21 protein-coding genes and 1 tRNA gene are annotated in these 22,443 nt (G+C 61.9%); 6 read left to right on the top strand and 16 right to left on the bottom strand.

Annotation, left to right across the window (positions count from 1 at the left end; translation table 11 throughout):
* Positions 1–123 precede the first annotated feature (123 nt).
* The 7 genes from RTI30_RS00510 to RTI30_RS00480 all read right to left on the bottom strand — a co-directional run bounded on the left by RTI30_RS00510 (position 124) and on the right by RTI30_RS00480 (position 8,420).
* Positions 124–200: transfer RNA gene (locus RTI30_RS00510), tRNA-Met, on the bottom strand.
* 306 nt (positions 201–506) lie between these two features.
* Entirely contained in the window at positions 507–1,550 is a 1,044-nt protein-coding gene (locus RTI30_RS00505) for a L,D-transpeptidase family protein (protein ID WP_312274606.1), read from the bottom strand.
* Between the two features lie 231 nt (positions 1,551–1,781).
* Positions 1,782–3,056 carry a serine--tRNA ligase gene (serS, locus tag RTI30_RS00500; RefSeq protein WP_312261599.1) on the bottom strand — a complete coding sequence of 425 codons (1,275 nt, stop codon included), beginning with the start codon at positions 3,054–3,056 and terminating at the stop codon, positions 1,782–1,784.
* 3 nt (positions 3,057–3,059) lie between these two features.
* Positions 3,060–4,343, bottom strand: a complete 1,284-nt coding sequence (locus tag RTI30_RS00495; RefSeq protein WP_312261598.1) for a replication-associated recombination protein A — start codon at positions 4,341–4,343, stop codon at positions 3,060–3,062.
* A gap of 20 nt (positions 4,344–4,363) precedes the next feature.
* Positions 4,364–5,464, bottom strand: coding sequence for an outer membrane protein transport protein (locus RTI30_RS00490; RefSeq protein ID WP_312261596.1), 1,101 nt, complete (start codon positions 5,462–5,464; stop codon positions 4,364–4,366).
* A 12-nt stretch (positions 5,465–5,476) separates the two neighbouring features.
* Positions 5,477–6,139: an outer membrane lipoprotein chaperone LolA gene (gene lolA / locus RTI30_RS00485; protein ID WP_312274604.1), complete on the bottom strand. Its 663-nt coding sequence runs from the start codon at positions 6,137–6,139 to the stop codon at positions 5,477–5,479.
* A complete protein-coding gene (locus RTI30_RS00480) occupies positions 6,114–8,420 on the bottom strand; it encodes a DNA translocase FtsK 4TM domain-containing protein (protein ID WP_312261592.1) in 2,307 nt (768 codons plus the stop codon). The genes lolA and RTI30_RS00480 overlap by 26 nt, the downstream gene beginning before the upstream one ends.
* A 118-nt stretch (positions 8,421–8,538) precedes the next feature.
* Between RTI30_RS00480 and trxB the strand changes: the two genes are divergently transcribed.
* Positions 8,539–9,486: a thioredoxin-disulfide reductase gene (gene trxB / locus RTI30_RS00475; RefSeq protein WP_312261590.1), complete on the top strand. Its 948-nt coding sequence runs from the start codon at positions 8,539–8,541 to the stop codon at positions 9,484–9,486.
* A gap of 51 nt (positions 9,487–9,537) precedes the next feature.
* Positions 9,538–10,077 carry a Smr/MutS family protein gene (locus RTI30_RS00470; RefSeq protein ID WP_312261589.1) on the top strand — a complete coding sequence of 180 codons (540 nt, stop codon included), beginning with the start codon at positions 9,538–9,540 and terminating at the stop codon, positions 10,075–10,077.
* A gap of 2 nt (positions 10,078–10,079) precedes the next feature.
* Here the strand turns inward: RTI30_RS00470 and RTI30_RS00465 are convergent, their stop codons facing one another.
* Genes RTI30_RS00465 through ispD form a run of 4 tightly spaced genes read right to left on the bottom strand, consistent with a single transcriptional unit; the run spans position 10,080 to position 12,823 of the window.
* Positions 10,080–10,511, bottom strand: coding sequence for a heavy metal-responsive transcriptional regulator (locus tag RTI30_RS00465; protein ID WP_312261587.1), 432 nt, complete (start codon positions 10,509–10,511; stop codon positions 10,080–10,082).
* 59 nt (positions 10,512–10,570) lie between these two features.
* Positions 10,571–11,647, bottom strand: coding sequence for a tRNA pseudouridine(13) synthase TruD (truD, locus tag RTI30_RS00460; RefSeq protein WP_312261585.1), 1,077 nt, complete (start codon positions 11,645–11,647; stop codon positions 10,571–10,573).
* Positions 11,637–12,116, bottom strand: a complete 480-nt coding sequence (gene ispF, locus RTI30_RS00455) for a 2-C-methyl-D-erythritol 2,4-cyclodiphosphate synthase (protein ID WP_312261584.1) — start codon at positions 12,114–12,116, stop codon at positions 11,637–11,639. Before ispF ends, truD begins: the two co-directional genes overlap by 11 nt.
* Entirely contained in the window at positions 12,113–12,823 is a 711-nt protein-coding gene (gene ispD / locus RTI30_RS00450) for a 2-C-methyl-D-erythritol 4-phosphate cytidylyltransferase (RefSeq protein WP_312261603.1), read from the bottom strand. Before ispD ends, ispF begins: the two co-directional genes overlap by 4 nt.
* Positions 12,824–12,938: 115 nt before the next feature.
* On the opposite strand from ispD, the gene mfd reads away from it, so the two are divergent.
* From mfd to gorA, 4 genes are all read left to right on the top strand, one after another.
* Complete coding sequence (mfd, locus tag RTI30_RS00445; protein ID WP_312261582.1) at positions 12,939–16,376, top strand: transcription-repair coupling factor; 3,438 nt, start codon at positions 12,939–12,941, stop codon at positions 16,374–16,376.
* A 10-nt stretch (positions 16,377–16,386) separates the two neighbouring features.
* Entirely contained in the window at positions 16,387–17,499 is a 1,113-nt protein-coding gene (gene serB / locus RTI30_RS00440; RefSeq protein WP_312261581.1) for a phosphoserine phosphatase SerB, read from the top strand.
* 92 nt (positions 17,500–17,591) lie between these two features.
* Positions 17,592–18,335: a glutathione peroxidase gene (locus RTI30_RS00435; protein WP_312261580.1), complete on the top strand. Its 744-nt coding sequence runs from the start codon at positions 17,592–17,594 to the stop codon at positions 18,333–18,335.
* 42 nt (positions 18,336–18,377) lie between these two features.
* Positions 18,378–19,727 carry a glutathione-disulfide reductase gene (gene gorA, locus RTI30_RS00430; protein ID WP_312261579.1) on the top strand — a complete coding sequence of 450 codons (1,350 nt, stop codon included), beginning with the start codon at positions 18,378–18,380 and terminating at the stop codon, positions 19,725–19,727.
* Positions 19,728–19,753: 26 nt separating this feature from the next.
* Here the strand turns inward: gorA and RTI30_RS00425 are convergent, their stop codons facing one another.
* From RTI30_RS00425 to RTI30_RS00405, 5 genes are all read right to left on the bottom strand, one after another.
* A complete protein-coding gene (locus RTI30_RS00425; RefSeq protein ID WP_312261577.1) occupies positions 19,754–20,602 on the bottom strand; it encodes an S-methyl-5'-thioinosine phosphorylase in 849 nt (282 codons plus the stop codon).
* On the bottom strand, positions 20,595–21,152 hold the full coding sequence (locus RTI30_RS00420) for a hypoxanthine-guanine phosphoribosyltransferase (RefSeq protein ID WP_312261575.1): 558 nt from the start codon (positions 21,150–21,152) through the stop codon (positions 20,595–20,597). Before RTI30_RS00420 ends, RTI30_RS00425 begins: the two co-directional genes overlap by 8 nt.
* 7 nt (positions 21,153–21,159) lie before the next feature.
* Positions 21,160–21,537, bottom strand: coding sequence for a DsrE/DsrF/DrsH-like family protein (locus RTI30_RS00415; protein WP_312261573.1), 378 nt, complete (start codon positions 21,535–21,537; stop codon positions 21,160–21,162).
* 96 nt (positions 21,538–21,633) lie between these two features.
* Positions 21,634–22,002, bottom strand: a complete 369-nt coding sequence (locus tag RTI30_RS00410) for a YtxH domain-containing protein (protein WP_312261572.1) — start codon at positions 22,000–22,002, stop codon at positions 21,634–21,636.
* A 33-nt stretch (positions 22,003–22,035) separates the two neighbouring features.
* Positions 22,036–22,401 (bottom strand): DUF948 domain-containing protein, encoded by a 366-nt coding sequence (locus tag RTI30_RS00405; RefSeq protein ID WP_312274602.1) that lies wholly within the window; start codon positions 22,399–22,401, stop codon positions 22,036–22,038.
* Between the last annotated feature and the right edge of the window lie 42 nt (positions 22,402–22,443).

The following is a 22,443-nucleotide window of genomic DNA, read 5'->3' as shown; positions in this document are numbered from 1 at the left end:
TCCGTACACCATAACACCGTACTCTCATACAGCATCACAGCGCACCCATAGCATCTAGGGCCTAAACCCCACACATCTCCACTCGGTTGCGAAAGAACAAGTACACCGTTTACTACAAAATTTTGGTAGCGGGGGTAGGATTTGAACCTACGACCTTCGGGTTATGAGCCCGACGAGCTGCCTGGCTGCTCCACCCCGCACCGGGTCTTACACAATAGCTTTTACTCTTACTGCCTGTCAACCCCGACTCGGCTGACCCCCTCGGTTCGATGAGCTACCATCGCGTCGAGGAGGCGCACTATACCGGCCTCTCCGGCTTTTGGCAAGCACTCCTGGCAGCCTTTGGTACGACGGCGTCGAAATCGCTCAGCCGGGAGAGTGGGAGTAAGACGATCTTGCGCTTCTGGCTGACGACTCGGATGCAACGCGCAAGCCCCCCCCTACAGGGGCTTCGCACTCCTCGACGACCAGGCACCCACCGACCGTCATCATGGACAGCCTGCCGACTACGGCTCGACAGTGGGAGCTTTTGCACCGGGCGGAGTGGCTTGATTGGCGTCGGCGCCATACGGAGCAAAGCGATAGGGTTCGGCAGGCAATTGATCGACAATCTCGCGCAGGCTCGGGGAGTTGACGTCGATGGGGGTGGGGATGGTGTTGGGCTTTTGCACCAAGTCGATCACCCGCTGCCAGTCGACCACGAATTGGGTATGCTGCGCGCTCTGGTATGCGCTAATGGCGTTCACCGCCCGCTGCTGTGGTGACAACGGATTCTTGTAAGCCTCAATGGGTGCAAAGCTTTGTAAGTAGAAGTGACCATTCCCATCTGTGCCAACGAGATAGGGTTCATCGATGCTGCGTACCGGCGTGCCCACCTTGACCATCTTAAAAAGCTGGACCTCATTTTCGGGGTAGACGTGGAAGCAGCCATGACTTACCCGCATACCAACACCCCAGGGTTTGTTGGTGCCGTGGATGAAGATCTGCGACCATCCCGTCTCTAGGGCGAGTTCACCCATGGGGTTGTCGGGGCCCGGCGGAAAGTAGGCGGGAATCGGCTCACCGGCTTTGGCGTGTTCTTCCTGGATATTTTTGGGTACGGTCCAGCTCGGGTTCTTCACCTTGGCGATGATTCGAGTGGTACCCAAGGGGTCCGGCCAGTTCGGGCGAAAAATGCCGATGGGATAGGTGTACACGACTTTCTGCCCGGCGGGAAAATAAAACAAGCGCCGCGCCGGGATGTCGATGACGATACCTACCCAAGGCTTTGGCGGGAGAATGTACCACGTCGGGACCACCACATGCGTCCCGGCGCCCGGCAGCCAAGGATCGACACCAGGATTGGCGGCACGAATTTCGTTGTAGCCAACGTCGTAGTGCCGAGCGATATCGAGCAAGGTATCTTGGTGACGGGCAATGACAACCTTGAGCCCTCCGACCATGTTTTGCCCGGCAGGAGGCAAAGGAAATTCGGCGGCGCGGGCAACGCCGAGCAGACAGAAGAACGATAGCCAAGCTAGGACACTACCCCAACGCATATGGTGCTTCATTGATTTCCTCAATCATCAGTAAATCCAGGCAGAGCAGTTCTCCTGCCCGCGCTCCATCCATTTTCCACAACAACCATTCACGGCCCACGGCCGACCAAACATCCACCGCCCACCCCTGCCACCGTCGACCATCTAGTAAGCGCAGGCGACAGCGCGTGCCGCGAAGTACAGATAGCTCGAGCTCACTATGCAGGGCGCAGGAAACCGGCGTATAGCCTTTTTCCACCGGCTCTACTCGCTTACCGTACCAAGGTATTCTTGCCCCCCCAAATAGGGCTGCAGGACCGCGGGTATCCGCACTCGCCCATCGGGCTGGAGATGGTTTTCGAGCAGGGCGACCAGGGTTCGCCCTACCGCCAAGGCCGAGCCGTTGAGGGTGTGGGCCAACTGCGGCTTACCCTCGGCATCGCGATACCGTAATTGCAAACGCCGCGCCTGGAAACTCTCAAAATTGCTGCAGGAGCTGATTTCTCGGTAGCACTGCTGACTGGGCAGCCAGACTTCGAGGTCGTAGGTGCGAGCGGCGGCAAAGCCCATGTCGCCAGCACAGAGGAACATGACCCGGTAAGGCAACTCCAGGCGACGCAGAACCTCTTCGGCATGGGCCGTGAGCGCCTCCAAGGCGGCGGCAGAGTCCTCGGGGCGAACGATTTGCACCAGTTCGACCTTGTCGAATTGGTGTTGCCGGATCATCCCACGGGTATCGCGACCGGCAGAGCCTGCCTCCCGGCGGAAGCAGGGGGTATAGGCACAAAAGCGCTGCGGCAGTACGTCGACAATCTCCTCCCGCAGGAGATTGGTGAGGGGCACCTCGGCGGTGGGAATCAGGTAGTAGGGATCATCGCGCAGGGCAAAAAGATCTTCCTCAAATTTGGGCAACTGCCCGGTACCTAGGAGTGATTGCGCATTGGCGAGATAGGGCGGGGCGACTTCCTCATAACCATGTTCGCGGGTGTGGAGATCGAGCATGAACTGAATCAGGGCCCGCTCGAGGCGGGCAGCATCGCCACGCAGCACGACGAAGCGCGCACCGGCGAGCTTGCTGCCAGCAGCAAAATCGAGAATTCCCAGGCGCGTACCGACGTCGACATGGTCCTCTACCGGCCCCGCAGCTCGGGCAGGCTCGCCCCAGTGGCGTAGGCAGACGTTGTCCTGCTCGTCTTTTCCATCGGGAACGTCTGGCTGGGGGATGTTGGGCAAACTACGGCTGAGTTCTTCCCAGGCTGCCAAGGCGCTGGCAAGGTCTCCCTCGCGCGCCGCCAGCTCCTGACTAACCTGGGTTGCCCGCTCTTGTTCCGCTGCTCCGTCTCTTCCTTCGCGCCGGGCGAGGCCGATGGCTTTAGACAAACGATTGCGCTCATTACGCAGGCCTTCGATGTCGATCTGCAAGGTCTTGCGCCGTTGATCGAGGGCCACCAGGGCATCGACATCCAGGAAAAAGCCGCGCCGGGCGAGGCCCTTGGCCACTTCTTCCGGTTGTCCGCGTAATAGATTGGGATCCAACATGATTCAGTCTCCTTGCCGCTTTCGATGGGCGGCAATCCAACGCAAACGCTCGCCCATTTGCTGTTCAAAGCCCCGTTCGCTGGGAGTATACCAACGCACGCCGCGCAAGCCCTCGGGCAGATAGCTCTGGTCCGGGGCAATGGCATCGGGAAATTCGTGATCGTATTGGTATTCCTTGCCATAATCCAGCGCCCGCAGCAGCTTGGTTGGGGCGTTGCGCAGATGCAGGGGAACCGGCCGACTGCCATCGCGGCGCACCTGGGCTCGTACTTTGTTCCACGCCTCTTCGATACGATTGCTCTTGGGAGCACTGGCCAAGTAGACGGCAAGCTCAGCCAGGGCAAGCTCGCCCTCGGGACTGCCGAGAAAGGCATAGGCATCGCGGGCCGCGATCGCCAGCGGCAGGGCACGCGGGTCGGCAAGGCCGATATCCTCGCTCGCCATGCGTACCATGCGGCGCGCCAGGTAGAGGGGATCGGCGCCACCGTCGATCATACGCGCGAGCCAGTACAGGGCGGCATCGGGGTCGGAGCCGCGCAACGACTTGTGAAAGGCGGATATCTGATCGTAGAAGTTTTCGCCTTGGCGATCGAAGCGCCGCCAATATTGGCCGATGGCACGCTGAATATCCTCGCGCTCGATTTGGGCGTTTTGCCGCGTTCCGGCAGCGGCTTCGAGAATTCCGAGCAGGCGGCGGGCATCACCATCGGCGGCCTCGAGAAGCAGCTCTTGCGCCTCGGGCGGCAATGTGAGGTGCCGTGCACCCAAGCCATCTTCCGGATCCGTCAGGGCACGCGTGAGGATCTGCAGCAAGGCCGCGTCGTCGAGGGGCTCGAGCACCAGCACCTGAGTACGCGAGAGCAGGGCTGCGCCGAGGGCAAAGCTGGGATTTTCGGTGGTTGCCCCAATCAGGGTAAAGCGCCCCTCCTCCACGTAGGGGAGTAATGCATCTTGTTGACTGCGATTGAAGCGATGGATTTCATCGACGAAAAGCACCGTAGCCTGATTGACGGCTTGTGCTGCCTGCTCGGCCGCGGCACGCAAGTCCTTGACGCCGCTCTCGACGGCAGAGAGGGTGAGCCAATGCGCCCCCGACTCGGCCGCCAGCAGACGGGCGAGGGAGGTTTTGCCGACCCCCGGCGGACCCCAAAGAATGAGCGAGGGCAGTGCGCCGCCATCGAGGAAGGCGCGCAGCGACCCTTGCGGACCGAGCAGGCGCGGCTGGCCGACGAAATCCTCCAGGCGCCGAGGGCGCAGGCGCGCTGCCAGAGGCCGTTGCGCCATCATTGCGTACTCGTGACTATAAATCAGAAGCTGCGGGCGAGGGCAAATCCAAAGGTAAACTGACTGGCCTTGTAGTTGGCTGCCGGGACGGTTACAGAGCTGCCGGGCAGCGGATACGCAACCCCAGCGGCCGTGCCAGAGAGGGCATAAGCAGCGCCGATGTCGTAATGCCAGGGACCCAAACCGATGCCCAAACCGAAGGCGGCCTGGTTGGAGGCAGTAGCCGGTACCGCCAGCTGCACTGCCTGACCGCCCGCCGGACTATCCTCGTGGGCGATACCACCGCGGATTTCTAGGTCTTGGTTGAGGTGGTAACTGAGCCCGACGCGATAGGCAAGGGCCGACTTCCAACCCAAGTTGCCGTAGTAGGGTAGCTGGCTGTTCTGCCAGTCGGTCCAGTCGACATCCAATTCTGTGGCAAAGGAAGGTGTCCAGCGATAGCGCAAACCCGCCTGTAGCTTGCCCGGCAGGCTAATTTTGCCACCGCCGGCGCTGATGCTCGCGGGAGAAATATAGCTGAGCCCGACATTATAGCCTTCGGTGCTGTAGAGAAGCCCGATCCGCCCACCCACACCGCCACCATTGGCGGAAAGCGGACCAAATTTGCCGCCAATGCTCTGGTAATAGTCCAGCCCCACCGCCACGCTGAGGTCCGGCAAGAGCAGGTAGGCAACACTAGGATTGATGTCGATGATGCGTAGTTGGGTCTGTAGCTCTGGGTTGTTGACGCCGAGGGTGTCCGCCGCCCAGGTGTTGTGAGCGATGTAAGGGGAGGTAATACCGATGCCGACGGCCAGAGGCATCTGATCGAAACGGTGGGTGTAGTAGAGATCGGCCAAAATGTTGGTTTTGGTCTGCCCGCCGATACTCGTGCCGCCGCCATCGAAGGTATAGGAGGGGCGTTGCGCGAGAATTTCGAGAGCGGCACGGCTACCCGGAAAGAAGGCCATTCCCGCTGGGTTATACGAGTAATTGCTCACCGGCTGGCCGTCGGCGACGACGGCGCCGGCCTCGGAGAGGGCCGCCGCTCCAGTGGGCGCAGAGAAGGCATTGGCGGCCGCCAGACCAACGCCTGCCAATTCGAGCAAGCCAGCAATGGCGAGATACAGCAAGGGATTACGCATGAGCACTCCGCTTCAGGGATTTTTTAGGACATCTACCCCGGCAGGCGGAGTAAAGTGAAAGGTCTGGCTCGAGATCGGTATATTGGTGCGTACCTTTTCGAAATGCAGCACGGTTTGCTGTTGAAAGGCATCTTCCATCCACATTTGGCGCAGCTGTCCGGCGCTATTGAAACCCATGCGAATGGCGGTAAAACCTTGGGCCTGCCCTTGCTTGGGCTTGAGCAATACCCAGTCTAGCCCGTCTTTGGCCGGTAAGGCACTGATGTCGAAATCCGTGGTCAGGACATCGCGCCCGGCAATGAGGGCGGCCGGCGTGCTACCAAGAACCTTGCCCAAGGGTTGGACGGTGACCTGCTGCAAGGCCGGCTCATAGAGCCACACTTCCTTGCCATTAGAGACGATGGTCTGCCCATTTTTGCCGGCGTAGTCCCAACGAAAACGCCCGGGGCGGGAAATCCAGAGTTTTCCCTGGGCGCGCTGCTCGACCACACCGCCTTGGTTGAGCACCTCTTGCTGAAAATTGGCAGTGACCGTTTTACTGGACTGAAAGAATTTTTGCAGGAGAGCCGCCGGCGCCGTCGCCCACGCTGCCGTCGTCATTCCGACAGCAAGCAACCCCAGCACTACGCCAACAAAGCGCTGCCGGATCTTAGTCACGGGGCGGCGCGGCTGCATAGACTTCTCGACTGCCATTGCTTTGTAGGGGTCCAACGATGCCTACCCTCTCCATTTCCTCGATCATTCGAGCTGCCCGATTATAACCGACTTTGAGTTGGCGCTGCACATAGGAGATGCTGGCCTTGCGGCTGCTGGTGACGATGGCCACCGCCTGGTCGTAGAGCGGATCGCTTTCCGCATCGCTATCCCCACCTTCCCCGCTGCTACCGTCTTCTCCCACCCCAGCGAGGATGTCTTCGTCATATTCCGGGGCACCGAGTTGCCGCAGGCTCTCGACCACGCGATGGACTTCGTCGTCACTCACATAGGCGCCATGCACCCGCAGGGGGTAGCCGCTGCCCGGCGGCAGGTAGAGCATGTCGCCCTGACCGAGCAGGGTCTCGGCCCCCATCTGATCGAGAATGGTGCGTGAATCGATGCGCGAAGACACCTGAAAGGCAATACGGGTTGGGATGTTGGCCTTGATGAGACCGGTAATCACGTCTACCGAAGGGCGCTGGGTCGCCATGATGAGGTGCAGACCGGCAGCACGCGCCTTCTGCGCCAGCCGGGTTATCAGGGTTTCCACTTGCTTGCCCACCACCATCATCAAGTCGGCAAATTCGTCGATGACCACAACGATGGCCGGCAGCGGGCGCAGGGGAATGGCATCACCGTTGAGGTCCTTTTCTGGCCCCGCAAGGGTTTCGCCACGCGCTTCGACTTCGCGCAGCTTTTGGTTGTAGCCGGCGAGGTTACGCACCCCAGCATGGGCCATGGCCTTGTAGCGCCGTTCCATCTCCGCCACACACCAACGCAGGGCATTGGCTGCTTCCTGCATATCGGTGACCACCGGGGCGAGCAGATGTGGGATGCCCTCGTATACCGAAAGCTCGAGCATTTTCGGGTCGACGAGGATGAGGCGTACATCCTGGGCCGTAGCCTTATAGAGGATACTGAGGATCATGGCATTGACGCCAACCGACTTGCCGGCGCCCGTAGTGCCGGCAACCAGCAGGTGCGGCATACGCGCAAGATCGGCAACGACGGGATGGCCGCTGATGTCTTGTCCAAGCGCCAGGGTAAGAAAACTTTTACTCTGCACGAAAACCGAGCTGCCGAGAATTTCCGAGAGACGCACGACGCGGCGCTTGGGATTGGGCACTTCGATGCCCATGGTCGCCTTACCCGGGATGGCCTCGACGACGCGCACCCGTGCGGTGAGTACCCGTGCCAAATCCTTGCTGAGACCCGCCACCTGACTCACCTTGACGCCAGCTGCCGGCTCGATTTCGTAGCGGGTAATGACGGGTCCCGGATGGGCATCGACGACTGCGGCACTCACGCCAAAATCGGCAAATTTTTCCTCGAGAAAGCGGGAGCGCGCCGCCAGCTCTTCGGGCGAAGGCAGGAGAGTGGGGTCGTCGGCATCGGCGGCGTCGAGCAAGGTCAGGGAGGGCAAGCCATCGGCCTGGGGCGGGCCGACGGGTACCGGTAGCGGCAATTGTGCCGGCTTGGACTTCTCCATATTCCGCGCCCGCACCGGCGGCTGGGGGCGAGGCTCTGACTTCGGTACGCTTGCAGTCTCGGGACTGGCAACGCTTTCCGACGGTGCCGAGGGACGCGCTTTTTCGACCGTTGCTGCGGCTCGCCGCAGGCGGAAGCGCGGTCGTGGCAGCGGCGGTAGGCGCAGCTGCGGGAGTGTGGGGAAGCGGAGATAATGCACCCACTGGGTGGGGCTAGTGCGAGTCAATAAGGCCAGACCAAGCACAAATACGGCAAGAAAGACCAGACTCGCCCCCACCGTGCCAATCATGGGCGCCAGGAGATGGGTGAAGCCAGCGCCAATGATGCCCCCCGGGCTCTGCCCGGCAACGGGCCACCAAGCGAGAGGCCAGAGCAGCGCCCCGAGAACGCTGATGCTGAAGAGCAGGAGCAGCCCACCAAAGGTACGCAGGCGCGGCAGCGGGGCCTGGCGGTGCACGCGTCGAAACCAGCTCCAAGCATGCGCCAAAAAGGCGAAGGGCAGCAGCCATGCGGCCAAACCAAAGGTTTGCACGAGGAAAGCCGCCAACTCCGCCCCGAGGGTGCCGCCCCAGTTGCACACTGGCTCGCCCCGCCCGCTGTTGAACCAGCTCGGATCGAAGGGATGGAAGCTAAGCAGGGCAATACCGGCAAAGACCCCGGTCAAGACAAGGAAAAAGATCCACAACTCCCCTCGCCAGGGATAGCCCGACCCGGCCGCTTTGCTTTTACTCTGCGGAATTTTACCCGCAGTTGCCCCACGCACTTTCGACATGGTCGCAAGCTATCCGAGGCTTCCCTTTATTGTCAAGGGATTGCGCCGCTGCGTCGGTATCGTCCTAGCAGGGCGAGGAGTGCTACACTCTCCCCATTCCCATTGCTCAGGAGCTCTCATGTCGGAAAACAGCAAGCACGCACGCTTACTCATTCTGGGCTCCGGCCCAGCAGGCTACACGGCAGCCATTTATGCCGCCCGCGCCAATCTCCAGCCGGTTCTCATTCAGGGCATGGAGCCCGGTGGTCAGTTGATGACCACGACGGATGTCGACAACTGGCCGGGCGCGGCCGAGGGCATCATGGGCCCGGAGCTGATGGCGGAGCTCGAGAAGCAGGCGCGCCGCTTCGATACCGAGATCGTTTTCGATCACATTCAAAAAGCGGATCTGCAGCAGCGCCCTTTTCGTCTGCAGGGCGATCAGGGTAGCTATAGCGCCGATGCCTTGATCATCGCCACCGGGGCCTCGGCCAAATATCTCGGTCTCGAAAGCGAAGAGAAGTTTCGCGGTAAAGGGGTATCGGCCTGTGCCACCTGCGATGGCTTTTTTTACCGCAATCAGGATGTTGCCGTAGTAGGAGGCGGAAACACTGCCGTCGAAGAGGCCCTGTACCTCAGCAACATTGCCAAGACCGTTACCGTCGTCCATCGCCGCGACAAGTTTCGCGCCGAAAAGATTTTGCAAGACAAGCTCTTTGCCAAGGAAAACGTCAAGGTTCTCTGGAACCACAGCGTTGCCGAGGTGCTCGGCGACGCCTCCGGGGTGACGGGCCTGCGCCTGCAGTCTGGCGATTCGACCCAGGAAATCCCGGTGATGGGGGTATTCATTGCCATCGGTCATCAACCGAATACGCAGCTGTTCCAAGGGCAGCTGGAGATGGACGAAACCGGTTACTTGATCACCAAGGGCGGACGCGAGGGCTTTGCCACCATGACCAGCATCGAGGGGGTATTTGCCGCCGGCGACGTGCAGGATCATGTCTATCGACAGGCGGTGACCAGTGCCGGTACCGGCTGCATGGCCGCCCTCGATGCGGAGCGCTGGCTGGAGCAAGCCAGCGCCTAGTGCGTGCGTCGGCACTCTGGGCAGCGGCGGGGTGGTCGACGGACTGCCTCCGTGCCGCCACTCGACGACGCCGAGCGGGAGGAGTTCCGCTCGGCCCTTGCCGACGTACACCCCCTGCCCGCCCCAGAACCGCCGCCGCGCCCACCCGCACCACCGGCACAGGCAAGATATGCCGAGGCCGACGAGCTTGCCGTCTTGGCCGCGCTCGCCCAGGGTACGCCAGAGGAGGGAGAATTCTGGACTGGCGACGACTGGGTCTACCTACGCCCTGGTCTACCCGAGCGCCTGTTGCGTGATTTACGCCGGGGCAAGATGCCTATCCAGGCCGATCTTGATTTACATGGTCTGCGCGTCGACGAAGCAAGAGCGGCCGTAGCCGACTTTTTGCTGGAATCGCGCCGACACCGCCGCACCTGTATACGCATCGTTCATGGCAAGGGCCTCGGCTCGCCGGGGCAGGTGCCTGTGCTGAAGCGACTCGTTGGCCACTGGCTGCAACGCTACCAAGAGGTACTCGCCTTTGCTCCAGCGCGCCCCACCGAAGGCGGCAGCGGCGCCTTGCGGATTCTTCTGGGACGCCTGCGGGCCTAACGTCAGCCCTGGGCTTGCTCCAGAGTTTTCTCGACGCCGGCCAAAGAAGCCAGAATTGGGCAACCCTCTACCGAACCATGCCCTGGGCAACGCTCGCTGATGCTTTCCAAGGCGTCGCGCATGCGTTGCAGGTCGGCAATCTTGTCTTCGATGTCGGCGATCTTGGCTTGGGCGATTTCTTTCACCGCCCCCATGTCATTCTCGGGCCGACTGCTGATATCGAGCAGTTCTTTGACTTCGGCCAAGGAAAAACCCAGATTTTGCGCCCGCCGGATGAAGCGCAGGCGGGCCTCGGACTCTTCGTCATAGAGGCGGTAATTCGACTGCGTTCGCTGCACCGGACGGATCAGTCCGATTCTTTCGTAATAGCGCAAGGTTTCCGCCGCCAACCCTGCCTCGCGCGCCAAACGCCCAATGGTCACGTGATTTTTCATGCTTACCTTCCCAGACTGTCGCTTAGAACTGTGATAATAGTTTATCGTAAAGTATGTACTTATCCGAAACAAGCGCTTTCGGCGGGGGGTACCACGCCGATTGCCTCGAGCAGCACCGTCGCATAGGCGCCCGAGGGCAGAGAAAAAGCGAATTCGACTCGACCGTCGTCCACTTGTCTTACCGAGCCATGTTCCGGGCGACACCGTAGAGCCCGGCGCGCGGCCTCGAGCCCCTGGCGTGCCAGGGCTTCTGCCCAAGCAGTACCGTTGCCGGGAGAACCGTCCGTACCTGGCCAAGCAGCGAGAACTTCCCGCTCCAGCGTCGCCACTTCCTCGAGCGGCAGGGTACCGCCCCGCCCGGGCAAGGGTCCCGTGGGGTGCAAATCCCAGGCGCGGAGACGTTCCTGCAATTGCGGCCACTCTTCTGGCGAGGCAAGAAAATGGCTGTGGCTGCCCGCCAATTGCAGGATCTCGCCAGGTAGGATCCGATCCCAAGAGCCGCGCCTTACCCGTTCAGCCAGCACCAGATTAAACAAGGCTGCCCTGGCGCTGGACCAGAACAGGGCGCGCAAATGGTGGGGGATACGACCACGATGCTCGGCGGCGAGCATCTTTCCCGCCGCTGGTAGATTATCGCGGCCAAAGCGCTGCGCCCCGAAATAGTTGGGGAAACCCTGGGCTGCCAGCATGCCGAGGCGATCTTCCCAAATTGTGGCGGCGACGGGAGTCTCGACAACAACGACGAAGCGATTGCCACGATGGGCACCCCGGCGCAGTTTGCGTCGATGCCGAGAAACTTCCAGCAGCTGCATGCCAGGCACCTGAAATTGCGACCAGTCGGGCTCCTGCCGGCCAGCCAAAGGAACGGTGAAGGCTTGGCGGGTGCGGGCGTGCAGGTCCTTGAGGCCGGCATAGCCAATGTCGTGACTGGCAACCCCGGCAAAGCGGGCGAGGGCACGCACTACATCTTCGGTATTGCGGCCCACTTTCTCCAACCAGAGCCAGGCGTGATCACCCTCCCCGTCGGCCGCGAAGGGAAGGATTTCTTCCACGAAGAAGGTTTCTGGGGAGGAGCGAAACGCGGCTACCAGCAGCGGCAGCTGCGGATAGCGGCGAGCGAGGGGATCAGGCGTCATGGACCAAACAGACGGCCTGCGCGGCAATCCCCTCGCCGCGACCGGTAAAGCCGAGCTGCTCGGTGGTGGTCGCCTTGACACTCACGGCTTCCATAGCGACGCCGAGGTCCGCCGCCAGATTCTCGCGCATCTGCGGAATATGTGGAGCGAGTTTGGGGCGCTGACAAATGAGGGTGCTGTCGACATTACCAATCCGATACCCCGCCCTCTGTAGCAAGCCAGCACAATGGCGTAGCAACACGCGGGAATCGGCGCCGGCAAAGCGAGGGTCGGTGTCGGGAAAATGCTTGCCGATATCCCCCAGCGCGAGGGCCCCCAGGAGGGCGTCGCAAATGGCATGAATGAGGACATCGGCATCGGAATGCCCGGCAAGGCCCAAGTGGTAGGGAACCGTCACCCCGCCCAGAATCAAGGGCCGCTCGGGCACCAGGGCATGCACATCGAAACCCTGTCCAATACGAAAATTCATGTTTCTCTCCGCGCGGCGAGGATGGCTTCTGCCAGAGGCAGATCCTCGGGATAGGTGATCTTGAGATTATCGGCATGGGCCGCCAAGAGGCGCGGCTGCCAACCGAGACGTTCGAGGGCCGAGGCCTCATCGGTCACCACGGCATCCGCGGCCCGCGCATCGTCGAGGGCCTGCAACAGGGCGCCAAGGGGGAAGGCCTGGGGGGTGAGGGCACGCCAGAGCTGACGACGATCTACCGTTGCCACGGCACGATCTGCCTCGGCACGTTTGAGGGTGTCCGCCACGGGTAAAGCCAAGAGGATACCCTGGGGAGACTCGGGCAAGGCGTCGAGCAGGGCACGGAGGTCTTGCTGGCGTAAACAGGGGCGGGCGGCATCGTGTACCAAAACCCAGTCGGCCGCCTCGGCACCCCGCGCCAGCAGCGCCTGCAGACCAAGGCGAACCGAGTCCTGGCGCTCGGCACCGCCCGCCACCGGCGGCAGCAAGCGCTCCGTCTGCGCAGTAATGAGCTCGCGCCAGGCTTCACCATCGATATCCGCCGCCGGCAAGACCAATTGCACTCCCCGGATGCGCGTTTCCTGCAAAAACGGTGCAAGGGCGTGGGCCAAGACCGTGCTCCCTGCCAGAGGCAGGTATTGCTTGGCCAGCGTCGAACCAAAACGTCGTCCTTGTCCGCCAGCGGGCAGCAGCGCCCAAACGTCTACCATCATGCTCCTCCCTAACCCTGCCGAGAGCATACCCGAGTGTTGCGCAATTTTGCAGTTTTCTTACCCCCTGCATAGACTGTGCCCTTTGGAATTTGAGGGATGCAGAATCTTGCAGATGGATTGGCTCGGGTCGCTGTTGCCCCAACGCGGAAAAATCGATCGTCTCCCCCCCAGCCCCGGTGCGGCCCAGGCCTTGCTACTTGCCGAGCTCCAGCGCAAGTTACAGCGGCCCTTGTTGCTGATCGTCGCGGCCAGCCGCGACATCGAGGAGTGGCAGCGGGAATGGCAGTTCTTTGCCCCCGATTTGGCCAGCCCCTTGGTATTTCCGGATCGCGAGGTGCTGCCCTACGATCGGCTGCAGCCACCCGCGGAAATCAGCACGGCACGCCTGGCTAGCCTCGCTGCCATGCCGCAATGGCGGGGGCTGATTCTGGCCCCGGCGGCAGCCGTCTTGCAGCGCCTGCCGCCGCCGGAATATCTCACTCGGCACGCTCTCTGGCTGCAGCGCGGCAATCCCCTGCACCTGGAAGAATTCCGTCAGCGTCTGATCGACGCCGGCTACCACACGGTCAGTGAGGTCTCCGAAGCAGGAGAGATTGCCTGGCGCGGCGGCATCATCGACATCTTCCCGAGCGGCAGCCCCCTTCCCTATCGTATCGAGCTTTTCGGCGACGAAATCGATAGTATTCGCGCCTTCGATCCCGAAACCCAGCGGAGCCTGGACAAGGTCGAGCGCGTCGAGCTCTTGCCGGCGCGCGAGGTACCGGTGGCGGCGGAGGATCTGCAACGCTTTCGTGCCGCTTTTCGCGCCCGCTTCAGCGGCGATCCGCAGCAAGCGGACATCTATCGAGCCGCGGCGCGCAACCAGGCGCCCGCTGGCGCCGAGCAGTATCTACCGCTCTTCTTTCCCAACTGCGGCGACATTGGCGATTACTTGCCCGCCGACACCATCATCGTTTACGGCGAGGATCTCGATGGCGCCCTGCACCACCTGCGCCAGGACTGGGAAGAGCGCTACGCCGAGCGCAGCAGCGATCGTGCCCATCCCATCCTCCGCCCCGAGGAATTGTTGCTCAGCTCGGAAAACTGGCAGAGTCGTCTCAGCGCTTATCCGCAACTGATTTTGCAGACCACTGCCGGGGATAGCGAGGGTTTTCTGCCCCCGCCCTCCCTGCAGGGCAGCAGCGACCAGCCTTTGCAGGGCCTGGAGCGCTTTCTGCAAGATTTACCGGCAACGGCCCGGGTGATCATTGCCGCCGAGTCGGCGGGCCGTGCCGAAGCCTTGGCAGAGCATTTTCAGCAACAGGGCCTTCTCCTCGAACGGATAGCCGACTGGCGCCAGTTTGCGGCTTCTGCCGTGCGCATCGCCCTTGCCGTGGCGCCCTTGGAGCGCGGTCTCTTGCACCGCCAGCGCGGCCGCGTCGACCTCGCGCTGATTTCCGAGGCACAGATTTTTGGGGATCGCATCTTTGCGCAGCGGCGGGGCAGCAGGGCGCGGCAGCGCAGCATGGAACATCTTTTGCGCGATCTTGGCGAACTGCAGCCGGGAGACATCGTAGTACACGAGGATTACGGCATTGGCCGCTTCCTCGCCCTCGATACGCTCTTTGCCGCCGATGGCGATGTGAACGAGTACATGAGCATTGCCTATGCTGGGTCCGACAAGGTCTATGTACCCGTCGAGCAGCTCGATCGCGTCAGCCGCTTCGTTGGCAACAGCGAAGAGGTGGCCCTTTCCGCCCTGGGCAATACCCGCTGGAGCAAGGCCAAGGCCCGGGCGAGGCAGAAGGCCTTCGATGCCGCCAGCGAGCTTCTCGACATCTACGCCCGCCGCGCGGCGCGTCCGGGTCGCGCCTTTCCGGCCCCGGATGATCGCTATTGGGACTTCGTTTCGCGCTTTCCCTTTGAGGAGACGCCAGACCAACAGGCGGCCATCGATGCCGTCCTCCACGATCTGCAACAGCCGCACCCCATGGATCGCCTGGTCTGTGGCGATGTGGGTTTTGGCAAGACCGAGGTCGCTCTACGCGCCGCCTTTCTGGTGGCCAACAGTGGCGCCCAGGTGGCGGTGTTGGTGCCGACGACCCTCCTTGCCCAGCAGCACTTCGAGAATTTTCGCGACCGCTTTGCGGGGCTGCCGATTCGCGTTGGCGTCTTGTCGCGCTTTCAAAAAGGCAAGGAGCGCGACGCCATCCTGGCCGATACTGCAGCCGGCAAGATCCAGATTCTCATCGGTACCCACCGCCTGCTGCAGGGCGACGTGCGCTTTGCCGATCTCGGCTTGCTGATCCTCGACGAGGAACACCGCTTCGGGGTGCGGCATAAAGAAAAAATCAAATCCCTGCGCAGCGAGGTGGATGTGCTCACCCTGACCGCCACCCCCATCCCGCGCACCCTCAACCTCTCCCTTGCCGGTTTACGCGATCTCTCTTTGATCGCCACGCCGCCGCAGCGACGTCAACCGGTGCGCACTTTTGTGCAGGAGTTTTCAGAGGCGATCATCCGCGAGGCCTGTCAGCGCGAACTCCATCGCGGTGGGCAGATCTACTATCTACACAACGAGGTCCGCGACATCGAGCGCAGTGCAAAACTCCTGCAACGCCTCCTTCCCGAGGCGCGCATTCGCATTGCCCACGGGCAGATGGCCGAGAGCGAGCTCGAGGCGGTCATGCTCGATTTCTATCATCAGCGCTTCGATTTGCTCCTTTGCACCACCATCATCGAATCGGGTATCGATAATCCCCACGCCAATACCATGCTCATCGATCGTGCCGATCGCTTTGGTTTGGCGCAATTGCACCAGTTGCGCGGCCGGGTGGGACGCGGTCATCAGCGCGCCTATTGCTATCTCTTTACCCCCGAGCCGCGGGCGATGACCGACGATGCCAAGCGCCGTCTCGATGCCATCCAGTCCCTGGAAGAGCTGGGGGTGGGCTTTGCCCTCGCCAGCCACGACCTGGAAATTCGCGGTGCCGGGGAGTTGTTGGGGGATGCCCAGAGCGGACACATGGACGAGGTCGGCTTTACCCTTTTCATGGAGTGGCTGAACGAGGCGGTTGCTGCCATCCGCGCCGGTAAGGACCCGCAAAGCCTGGCAGAACGGCAGGCCGAGGGACCGCAGATTCATCTCAACACTCCGGCCCTCATCCCTGCCGACTATCTCCCGGACGTGCAACTGCGCCTGCAGCTGTACAAGCGCCTCGCCAACTTGCGCCAAACCCAGGGGATTGGCGAAATTCTGGTGGAGATGGTGGATCGCTTCGGCCCTCTCCCCGATTCGGTCAAGACCTTGCTCTGCCAGACCCATCTGCGTATCCGTGCCGCAGAGTTGGGCATTACCGCCATCGACGCCGGCCCCCAGGGCGCGCGCCTGACCCTTGCCGCCGATCATCATCTGCCGGTAGAGCGATTGATCGAGAAAATCCAAAAGGAATCCCAGATCTTCCAGCTCGAAGGCCAAGACCGCCTGCGGTTCCGTCGCGAGCTACCTGCTGGCGAACAGCGCTGCCAAGCCCTGCTCACCCTTATCGAAGAACTCGCCCTACCCCGCTAAGGAGTGCCGTATGTCTGCTACCCGCCTGGTTCTACTCAGTCCCGCCGCCCAGGGTCGCATGCCCCTACCCGCCAGCATGGGGCAGCTGGTGAGCGGCGAAATCGAACAACGCGAGATCGCCGGTACCTGGCTGCAAACCTGGCGCCTGCCCGCGGATTTTGCCGCCCTGCAACCTTTCCTCGAAGAATTGGCGCGACAAGGATTGGCACAGGAGCGCGAGGTACTCTGGGGACCGGCAGCAGAAAACGAGGAGGCGATGCGCTTGGTGCTGCGGGGCAGCTTGACGCCGACGCTGTTGCGCCGCGCCCTCACCAGCCTCGCGTTACGCGCCTTTTTGCCGGGACGGGTGCTGCTCGCCCAAGGCAACGAACTCGTCCTCGAAATTTGGGGGGACGCTGGCCATCTCGCCCTCGTCAACCACCAACTCCTCGAGGCGCTGATGGAATTTCCGGTCGACGTCGCCTTGACACCCATGTGGGACAGTGGTCATTTTCGTTTATTGATCAGCGACATGGATTCGACCCTGATTGCCATCGAGTGCATCGACGAGCTCGGCGCCCACCTCGGTTTGAAGAGCAAGATTGCCGCCATCACCGAACGCTCCATGGCAGGCGAATTGGACTTTCGCAGCTCGCTGCGGGAGCGGGTGCGTCTCCTGGCCGGCACGCCGGTGAGCGCCATCGATGCCGTCATTCGCGAGCGGCTGCGGTTCAGTCCCGGCGCGCACGCCCTGATTGCCGCCGCCAAGCGGGCGGGGATGGAAACGGCGGTGGTTTCCGGCGGCTTTACCCAGTTCACCCGGCATGTGCAAGAAGCCCTCGATCTCGACTATGCCTTTGCCAACCAACTCGACCTGCGCGACGGCAAGCTCACGGGCGAGGTCATTGGCGACATCGTCGATGCCGAGGCGAAGGCCGATATTCTCGAGCTTCTCGCCATTGCCGCCGGTACCGATGCCGCCCATTGCGTTGCCATTGGCGACGGCGCCAACGATTTGCCCATGCTGCGCAAGGCCGGGGTGGGTATCGCCTACCGCGCCAAGGCGGCGGTGCGCGCCCAGGCCAACTATCAGATTCGTCATGGCGGCCTCGACGTTGCGGCGAGCTTTTTGGCGCTAGCCTGAAAGCGGGGCAAGGGGACTTGCAGAGGATTTAGAATTAGTCTAATATTTTTCTACATTCAGTTCTTGTCCCACCCCAACGAGAGGTATGCAACATGAAACTCTGTAATATGGAAGGCAAAAGCGTCCCGCAAGTCACCTTCCGCACCCGCGAAAACGATCAATGGAAGGATGTGAGCAGCCGCGAGCTCTTCGCCGGCAAGACCGTCGTCGTCTTTGCCCTACCCGGCGCTTTCACCCCCACCTGCTCTTCCAGTCACTTGCCGCGCTACAACGAACTCGCCCCGGTGCTGCGCGAAAATGGTGTCGATAGCATCCTTTGTATCTCCGTCAATGATGCGTTTGTGATGGAGGCATGGGCGAAGGAATTGGCCGTCGAGAATGTGCGTTTGATCCCCGACGGCAACGGCGAATTCACCGCCGGCATGGGAATGTTGGTCGACAAGGCCGATCTTGGCTTTGGGCGGCGCTCCTGGCGCTACTCCATGTTGGTGAAGGACGGCGTCGTCGAAAAGATGTTCATCGAGCCCGACAAGCCTGGCGACCCCTTTGAGGTCTCCGATGCCGACACCATGCTGCGCTACATCAACCCCAATGCCAAGGACCCGGAGTTCATTACCCTATTCACCCGTGCCGGCTGCCCGCACTGTGCCCGCGCCAAGGCCATGCTCAAAGAACGCGGTATGGTCTTTGAGGAAATCCTGACCGGCATGGGTACGGGAATCAGCTCGCGCTCGGTACGCGCGGTAAGCGGCCGCTCGACGGTACCCCAGGTCTTCATTGGTGGCAAACACATTGGCGGCGCCGACGATTTGGCCAAGCATCTCGGCGTTCGCTAACCCCCCAGAGGCGCGGCGCGCGGAGCGCCGCCGGAGATTCGTATGAGCCAAGAATTTGATCTGATCGTGATTGGCGCCGGCAGCGGCGGTATTGCCAGTGCCAATCGGGCGGCATCCTACGGCGCCACGGTGGCCCTAGTGGCCGAGGGGCCCTTGGGTGGCACCTGCGTCAATGTTGGTTGCGTACCCAAAAAGTTGCTCTGGAATAGCGCCAACTTTGCCGCCAGCCAAGAGCTTGCCCACAGCTACGGCTTTGCAGGCGAGCGCTGGCAGTTCGACTGGGGTCTGCAAAAACAACGCCGCGACGCCTACATCGAAAGGCTGCATGGCCGCTACACCGAGGGCCTGCGCACCAACGGCGTCCAGCTCTTTCGTGGGCACGGACGCCTGGCGGGCAGCGGCCAGGTACAGGTAGACGACACCCTGCTGCGCGCCCCCAAAATCCTTCTTGCTACCGGGGGTAGCCCAATCTGGCCGGAGATTCCGGGCGCCGAACTCGGCATCGACTCCGATGGTTTTTTTGCCCTCACCGAACGCCCGCAGCGGGTGAGCATCGTCGGCGCAGGCTACATAGCCGTCGAAATTGCCGGCATCTTCCGCGCCTTGGGCAGCGATGTCTCCCTGGTCATGCGCCGGCGGCATTTTTTGCACAACTTCGAGCCCATGCTCCGCGAACATCTGCTCGAGATGATGCAATTGCAAGGCATCAATCTCCTACCACAGCGGCAGGTCACCCAGCTCACCCGGGAGAGCGACGGGCTGCGCCTGCACTTTGCCCAGGGCGACTACTTGGGCGGGCAGGACGCCGTCCTCTGGGCCATTGGTCGCCGCCCGCAGACCGGGGATCTCGGCCTTGCCAGCGTCGGACTGGAAACGGACCCCGAGGGCTACATTGCCGTCGATCGCTACCAGAACACCGCCGTTCCCGGCATCTATGCCGTAGGCGACATCACCCGCGCCCCGGCCCTGACGCCGGTAGCCATTGCCGCGGGTCGGCGCCTGGCCGATCGCCTTTTTGGCGGTCAGAGTGAGCGCTACCTCGATACCAGCCTGACCCCTACCGTCGTCTTCAGCCACCCCCCCATTGCCACCGTGGGCATGACCGAGCTGGAAGCAAGGGAACGCTACGGCGATAGCGAAGTAAGGTGCTATCAGAGCCGCTTCGTGCCCCTGCTGCGCGCCTTCGCAGCGGAGCCGGAGCGCACGGCCATGAAGTTGATTACCGTGGGGCAGGAGGAAAAGATCGTCGGTTTGCACGCCATCGGCGATGGGGTGGACGAGCTGCTACAGGGATTTGCCGTTGCCCTGCGCATGGGGGCGCGCAAGCGGGACTTTGACGACACCATTGCCATCCATCCCACCAGCGCCGAAGAGTTCGTGACCATGCGCTGAGGCTGAGCGCGCGTAGCGCCTGGGCCTCAGGCCTCGCTGCTGCGCGCTTTGCTGCCCTTGACCGCGGCTTGGTGCAGGGCCTTGATGGCATCGGGCCCAACCGCAAGACCGCAGTTACAGGGTGGACAGTCGGCGAGGAGAGGGACGGTGGCTGCCAGCACACTGCGCACTCGGTCCATGCCTTCGTGCATCACCGCATCGATGCCTTCCATGGTGATCGGCTCTTTGGATTTGCCCGCCGCCGGGTTGACAACCAAAGACAAGGGCGCATAGCAAAGACCAATTTCGCGCGCCAGCACCGCCTCTGGGCAGCCCGTCATGCCGACGACATCACCGCCGTCGCGCTCGATGCGGCGGATTTCCGCGGCAGTCTCCAGACGTGGCCCCTGGGTCGCCGCATAGGTTCCCCCCTGGTGGAGGGCAATACCCGCCGCCGCTGCGCCTTGTGCCAGTCGCTGCCGAACATTGGCACAGTAGGGCTCGGAGAAGTCGATGTGAATGACCTGCTGCGCCTCGCCCCCCTCAAAGAAGGTGCTCGGCCGGCCGTGGGTGTAATCGATGAGTTGGTCGGGGACGAGGAGCACCCCCGACTGCATGGCATCGCTCACCCCACCGACTGCGGTCACCGCAATGACATGGCTAACGCCAACATGGTGCAAGGCCCAGATATTGGCGCGATAGTTGATGCGGTGCGGCGGAATGGTGTGGCCGTAGCCGTGGCGGGCGAGGAAGATCACTTCCTGGCCGTTGAGTACGCCAAAGGTCAGGGGGCCGGAGGCCTCCCCAAAGGGAGTGCGGATAATACGACGGTGGAGAATTTCCAGATTTTTGAGCTGGGTAAGACCGCTGCCGCCAATGATCCCGACACTACCCATGGGCGTCCTCCTCGATCAACGCAAAAATCCCCGGTGCGTTGCGGCCTAGGCCACGGGCATCGAGGCCATAACCAAAGACGAAGCGATCGGGCACCTCGAGGCCGACATAGTCTACCGGCACCTCACGAGCCCGTGGGCGCTCCTTACGTACCATTACCGCCGTATGCACCGCTGCCGCGCCTTGCTCGCGGCAGTAATCCTGCAGGGCAAGCAGGGTGATGCCTTCATCGAGGATATCGTCGACGAGGAGCACCGTCGCATCGAGAATAGGTTCGCGAGGCGTCAGACGCCAAAGAAGATCGCCGCCGCGGGTCTTGTCTCCATAGCGGCTAACCTGCACGCAGTCGAGATGCAGAGGAAAGTGCAGTAGAGGGAGCAATTGGCCGACCACGACGATGGCGCCGGAGAGTACCGTCATTACCACCACCGGACGGTGGGGAACCAAAGGTTCGAGATCGGCATTTATGGCAACGGCCATCCGTTGGATGGCCGCTTGCACCGCCTCCGCACTGAACAGTTGTTCAGCGGGTCCCAGGTGGGAAGGCGTCATGACACACTTAGTAGGTGAAGGTGACGACGTCGTCGTCCATCGCCTGCTCGATGACGTAGGCGCCACCGACGACATCGGATACCTCGGGAATGAGGTCATCCTTGGTGCATTCCCAAAGCTCGAGGGTGGGGGTGCAGACGAAGAACTTCACGCCGGCTTCGTGGGCGTCCTTGATGAAATCGTACACGCTCTTGGGGCTGCCGGGCATGACATGCATCTTTTCCGCCACACCCTTCTTGGCCAACTCGCCAGCGCGGGCGGTGAGCACGACTTCCACTTCAAAGTCCATAGCCGCTGCCACCGTCGCCTGGAAGAAGGGCGCACCCAGCTCCTGCGGATTGGCGGGATCGGTATTGACCATGACCATCAACAATTTATCAGCCATCACACTACTCCTTGACAGAAAACTGGGGGTATATTAACGATGCAACCCGCACGGCGCACCATGATTTGATTGATTACCGCATAAAAAACTGCGCGATCAGTCGTCGGCGGCCTCGTCCCGCTCCAGATCGCCAAGGCGATCGCGCCGGGAGCGCAGCATGATCTCGCGCTCTTCGGCCAGAGCGCGCTTGGCGACACGAATGGCCTCTTGCAAATCTTGGCGCTTGGCCTCGACCAGTTCGCCGCCGCTGCTCAGCAACTGCTGGGTCTTTTCCTGGATGTCTTCAATCAGGCGCAGCACCCGCTCTTCGGCAGTCTGCTCGAACTCGCGCAGTTGTTCCTTGCCGCGCTGCATTCCCCGCCGCAAGTCCTCGCGCGTCTCGGCACCACTGGCGGGGGCCAACAGCACACCGCCCAGGGCCCCGACGAGCAATCCCATCACAAAACCGGTAGTCGAATTCTTCATTTACACCTCCAATCGCGTAGTACCGCAAGCACCTCAACGGCGACGGGCAAAATAGCGCCACCCCGCACGCACGGCCCGCGCCCAGATACCAAACTCCTGTACCGGCACGGTAAAGGTCTCGATCGTATCGCGTAATTCACGATCCACATAACGCAAGGTGGCCTCGACACGCTCCATTTGCTTGCCACCGCTACGCACGATCTTTTGCAATTCACCGAGCAACACCTTGAGGTCGAAGAGTAGGGGCGCCATCTCCTGCTCGGTGCGCGCCAAGACCCGCTCCAAACGCAAGAAAGTGCGTATTACCACCCCCGCGGCAACGGCAATGATTAGCAGCGCAATGACTGACACAATGGCTATGATAGTGAGTGCAGCGTTGATACCCATGCTTGGCGCCATCCCAAAATTTCCTTATCACTATAGACGGATCGGCGCAGCTGC

It is taken from the genome of Candidatus Igneacidithiobacillus taiwanensis (assembly GCF_031962545.1).
GTDB lineage: Bacteria > Pseudomonadota > Gammaproteobacteria > Acidithiobacillales > Acidithiobacillaceae > Igneacidithiobacillus > Igneacidithiobacillus taiwanensis.
This window is presented reverse-complemented; position numbering and strand designations above follow the sequence as displayed.

Bases quoted from the DNA above. Each gene is read 5' to 3' on its own strand.
- RTI30_RS00465 (WP_312261587.1), bottom strand. From the start codon at position 10,511: ATGAAAAATCACGTGACCATTGGGCGTTTGGCGCGCGAGGCAGGGTTG.
- RTI30_RS00435 (WP_312261580.1), top strand. From the start codon at position 17,592: ATGAAACTCTGTAATATGGAAGGCAAAAGCGTCCCGCAAGTCACCTTC.
- RTI30_RS00420 (WP_312261575.1), bottom strand. From the start codon at position 21,152: ATGACGCCTTCCCACCTGGGACCCGCTGAACAACTGTTCAGTGCGGAG.
- gorA (WP_312261579.1), top strand. From the start codon at position 18,378: ATGAGCCAAGAATTTGATCTGATCGTGATTGGCGCCGGCAGCGGCGGT.
- trxB (WP_312261590.1), top strand. From the start codon at position 8,539: ATGTCGGAAAACAGCAAGCACGCACGCTTACTCATTCTGGGCTCCGGC.
- serB (WP_312261581.1), top strand. From the start codon at position 16,387: ATGTCTGCTACCCGCCTGGTTCTACTCAGTCCCGCCGCCCAGGGTCGC.
- RTI30_RS00415 (WP_312261573.1), bottom strand. From the start codon at position 21,537: ATGGCTGATAAATTGTTGATGGTCATGGTCAATACCGATCCCGCCAAT.
- RTI30_RS00410 (WP_312261572.1), bottom strand. From the start codon at position 22,002: ATGAAGAATTCGACTACCGGTTTTGTGATGGGATTGCTCGTCGGGGCC.
- RTI30_RS00405 (WP_312274602.1), bottom strand. From the start codon at position 22,401: ATGGCGCCAAGCATGGGTATCAACGCTGCACTCACTATCATAGCCATT.
- RTI30_RS00505 (WP_312274606.1), bottom strand. From the start codon at position 1,550: ATGAAGCACCATATGCGTTGGGGTAGTGTCCTAGCTTGGCTATCGTTC.
- ispF (WP_312261584.1), bottom strand. From the start codon at position 12,116: ATGAATTTTCGTATTGGACAGGGTTTCGATGTGCATGCCCTGGTGCCC.
- serS (WP_312261599.1), bottom strand. From the start codon at position 3,056: ATGTTGGATCCCAATCTATTACGCGGACAACCGGAAGAAGTGGCCAAG.
- ispD (WP_312261603.1), bottom strand. From the start codon at position 12,823: ATGGTAGACGTTTGGGCGCTGCTGCCCGCTGGCGGACAAGGACGACGT.
- lolA (WP_312274604.1), bottom strand. From the start codon at position 6,139: ATGCAGCCGCGCCGCCCCGTGACTAAGATCCGGCAGCGCTTTGTTGGC.
- RTI30_RS00425 (WP_312261577.1), bottom strand. From the start codon at position 20,602: ATGGGTAGTGTCGGGATCATTGGCGGCAGCGGTCTTACCCAGCTCAAA.
- RTI30_RS00490 (WP_312261596.1), bottom strand. From the start codon at position 5,464: ATGCGTAATCCCTTGCTGTATCTCGCCATTGCTGGCTTGCTCGAATTG.
- RTI30_RS00480 (WP_312261592.1), bottom strand. From the start codon at position 8,420: ATGTCGAAAGTGCGTGGGGCAACTGCGGGTAAAATTCCGCAGAGTAAA.
- truD (WP_312261585.1), bottom strand. From the start codon at position 11,647: ATGACGCCTGATCCCCTCGCTCGCCGCTATCCGCAGCTGCCGCTGCTG.
- RTI30_RS00495 (WP_312261598.1), bottom strand. From the start codon at position 4,343: ATGATGGCGCAACGGCCTCTGGCAGCGCGCCTGCGCCCTCGGCGCCTG.
- mfd (WP_312261582.1), top strand. From the start codon at position 12,939: ATGGATTGGCTCGGGTCGCTGTTGCCCCAACGCGGAAAAATCGATCGT.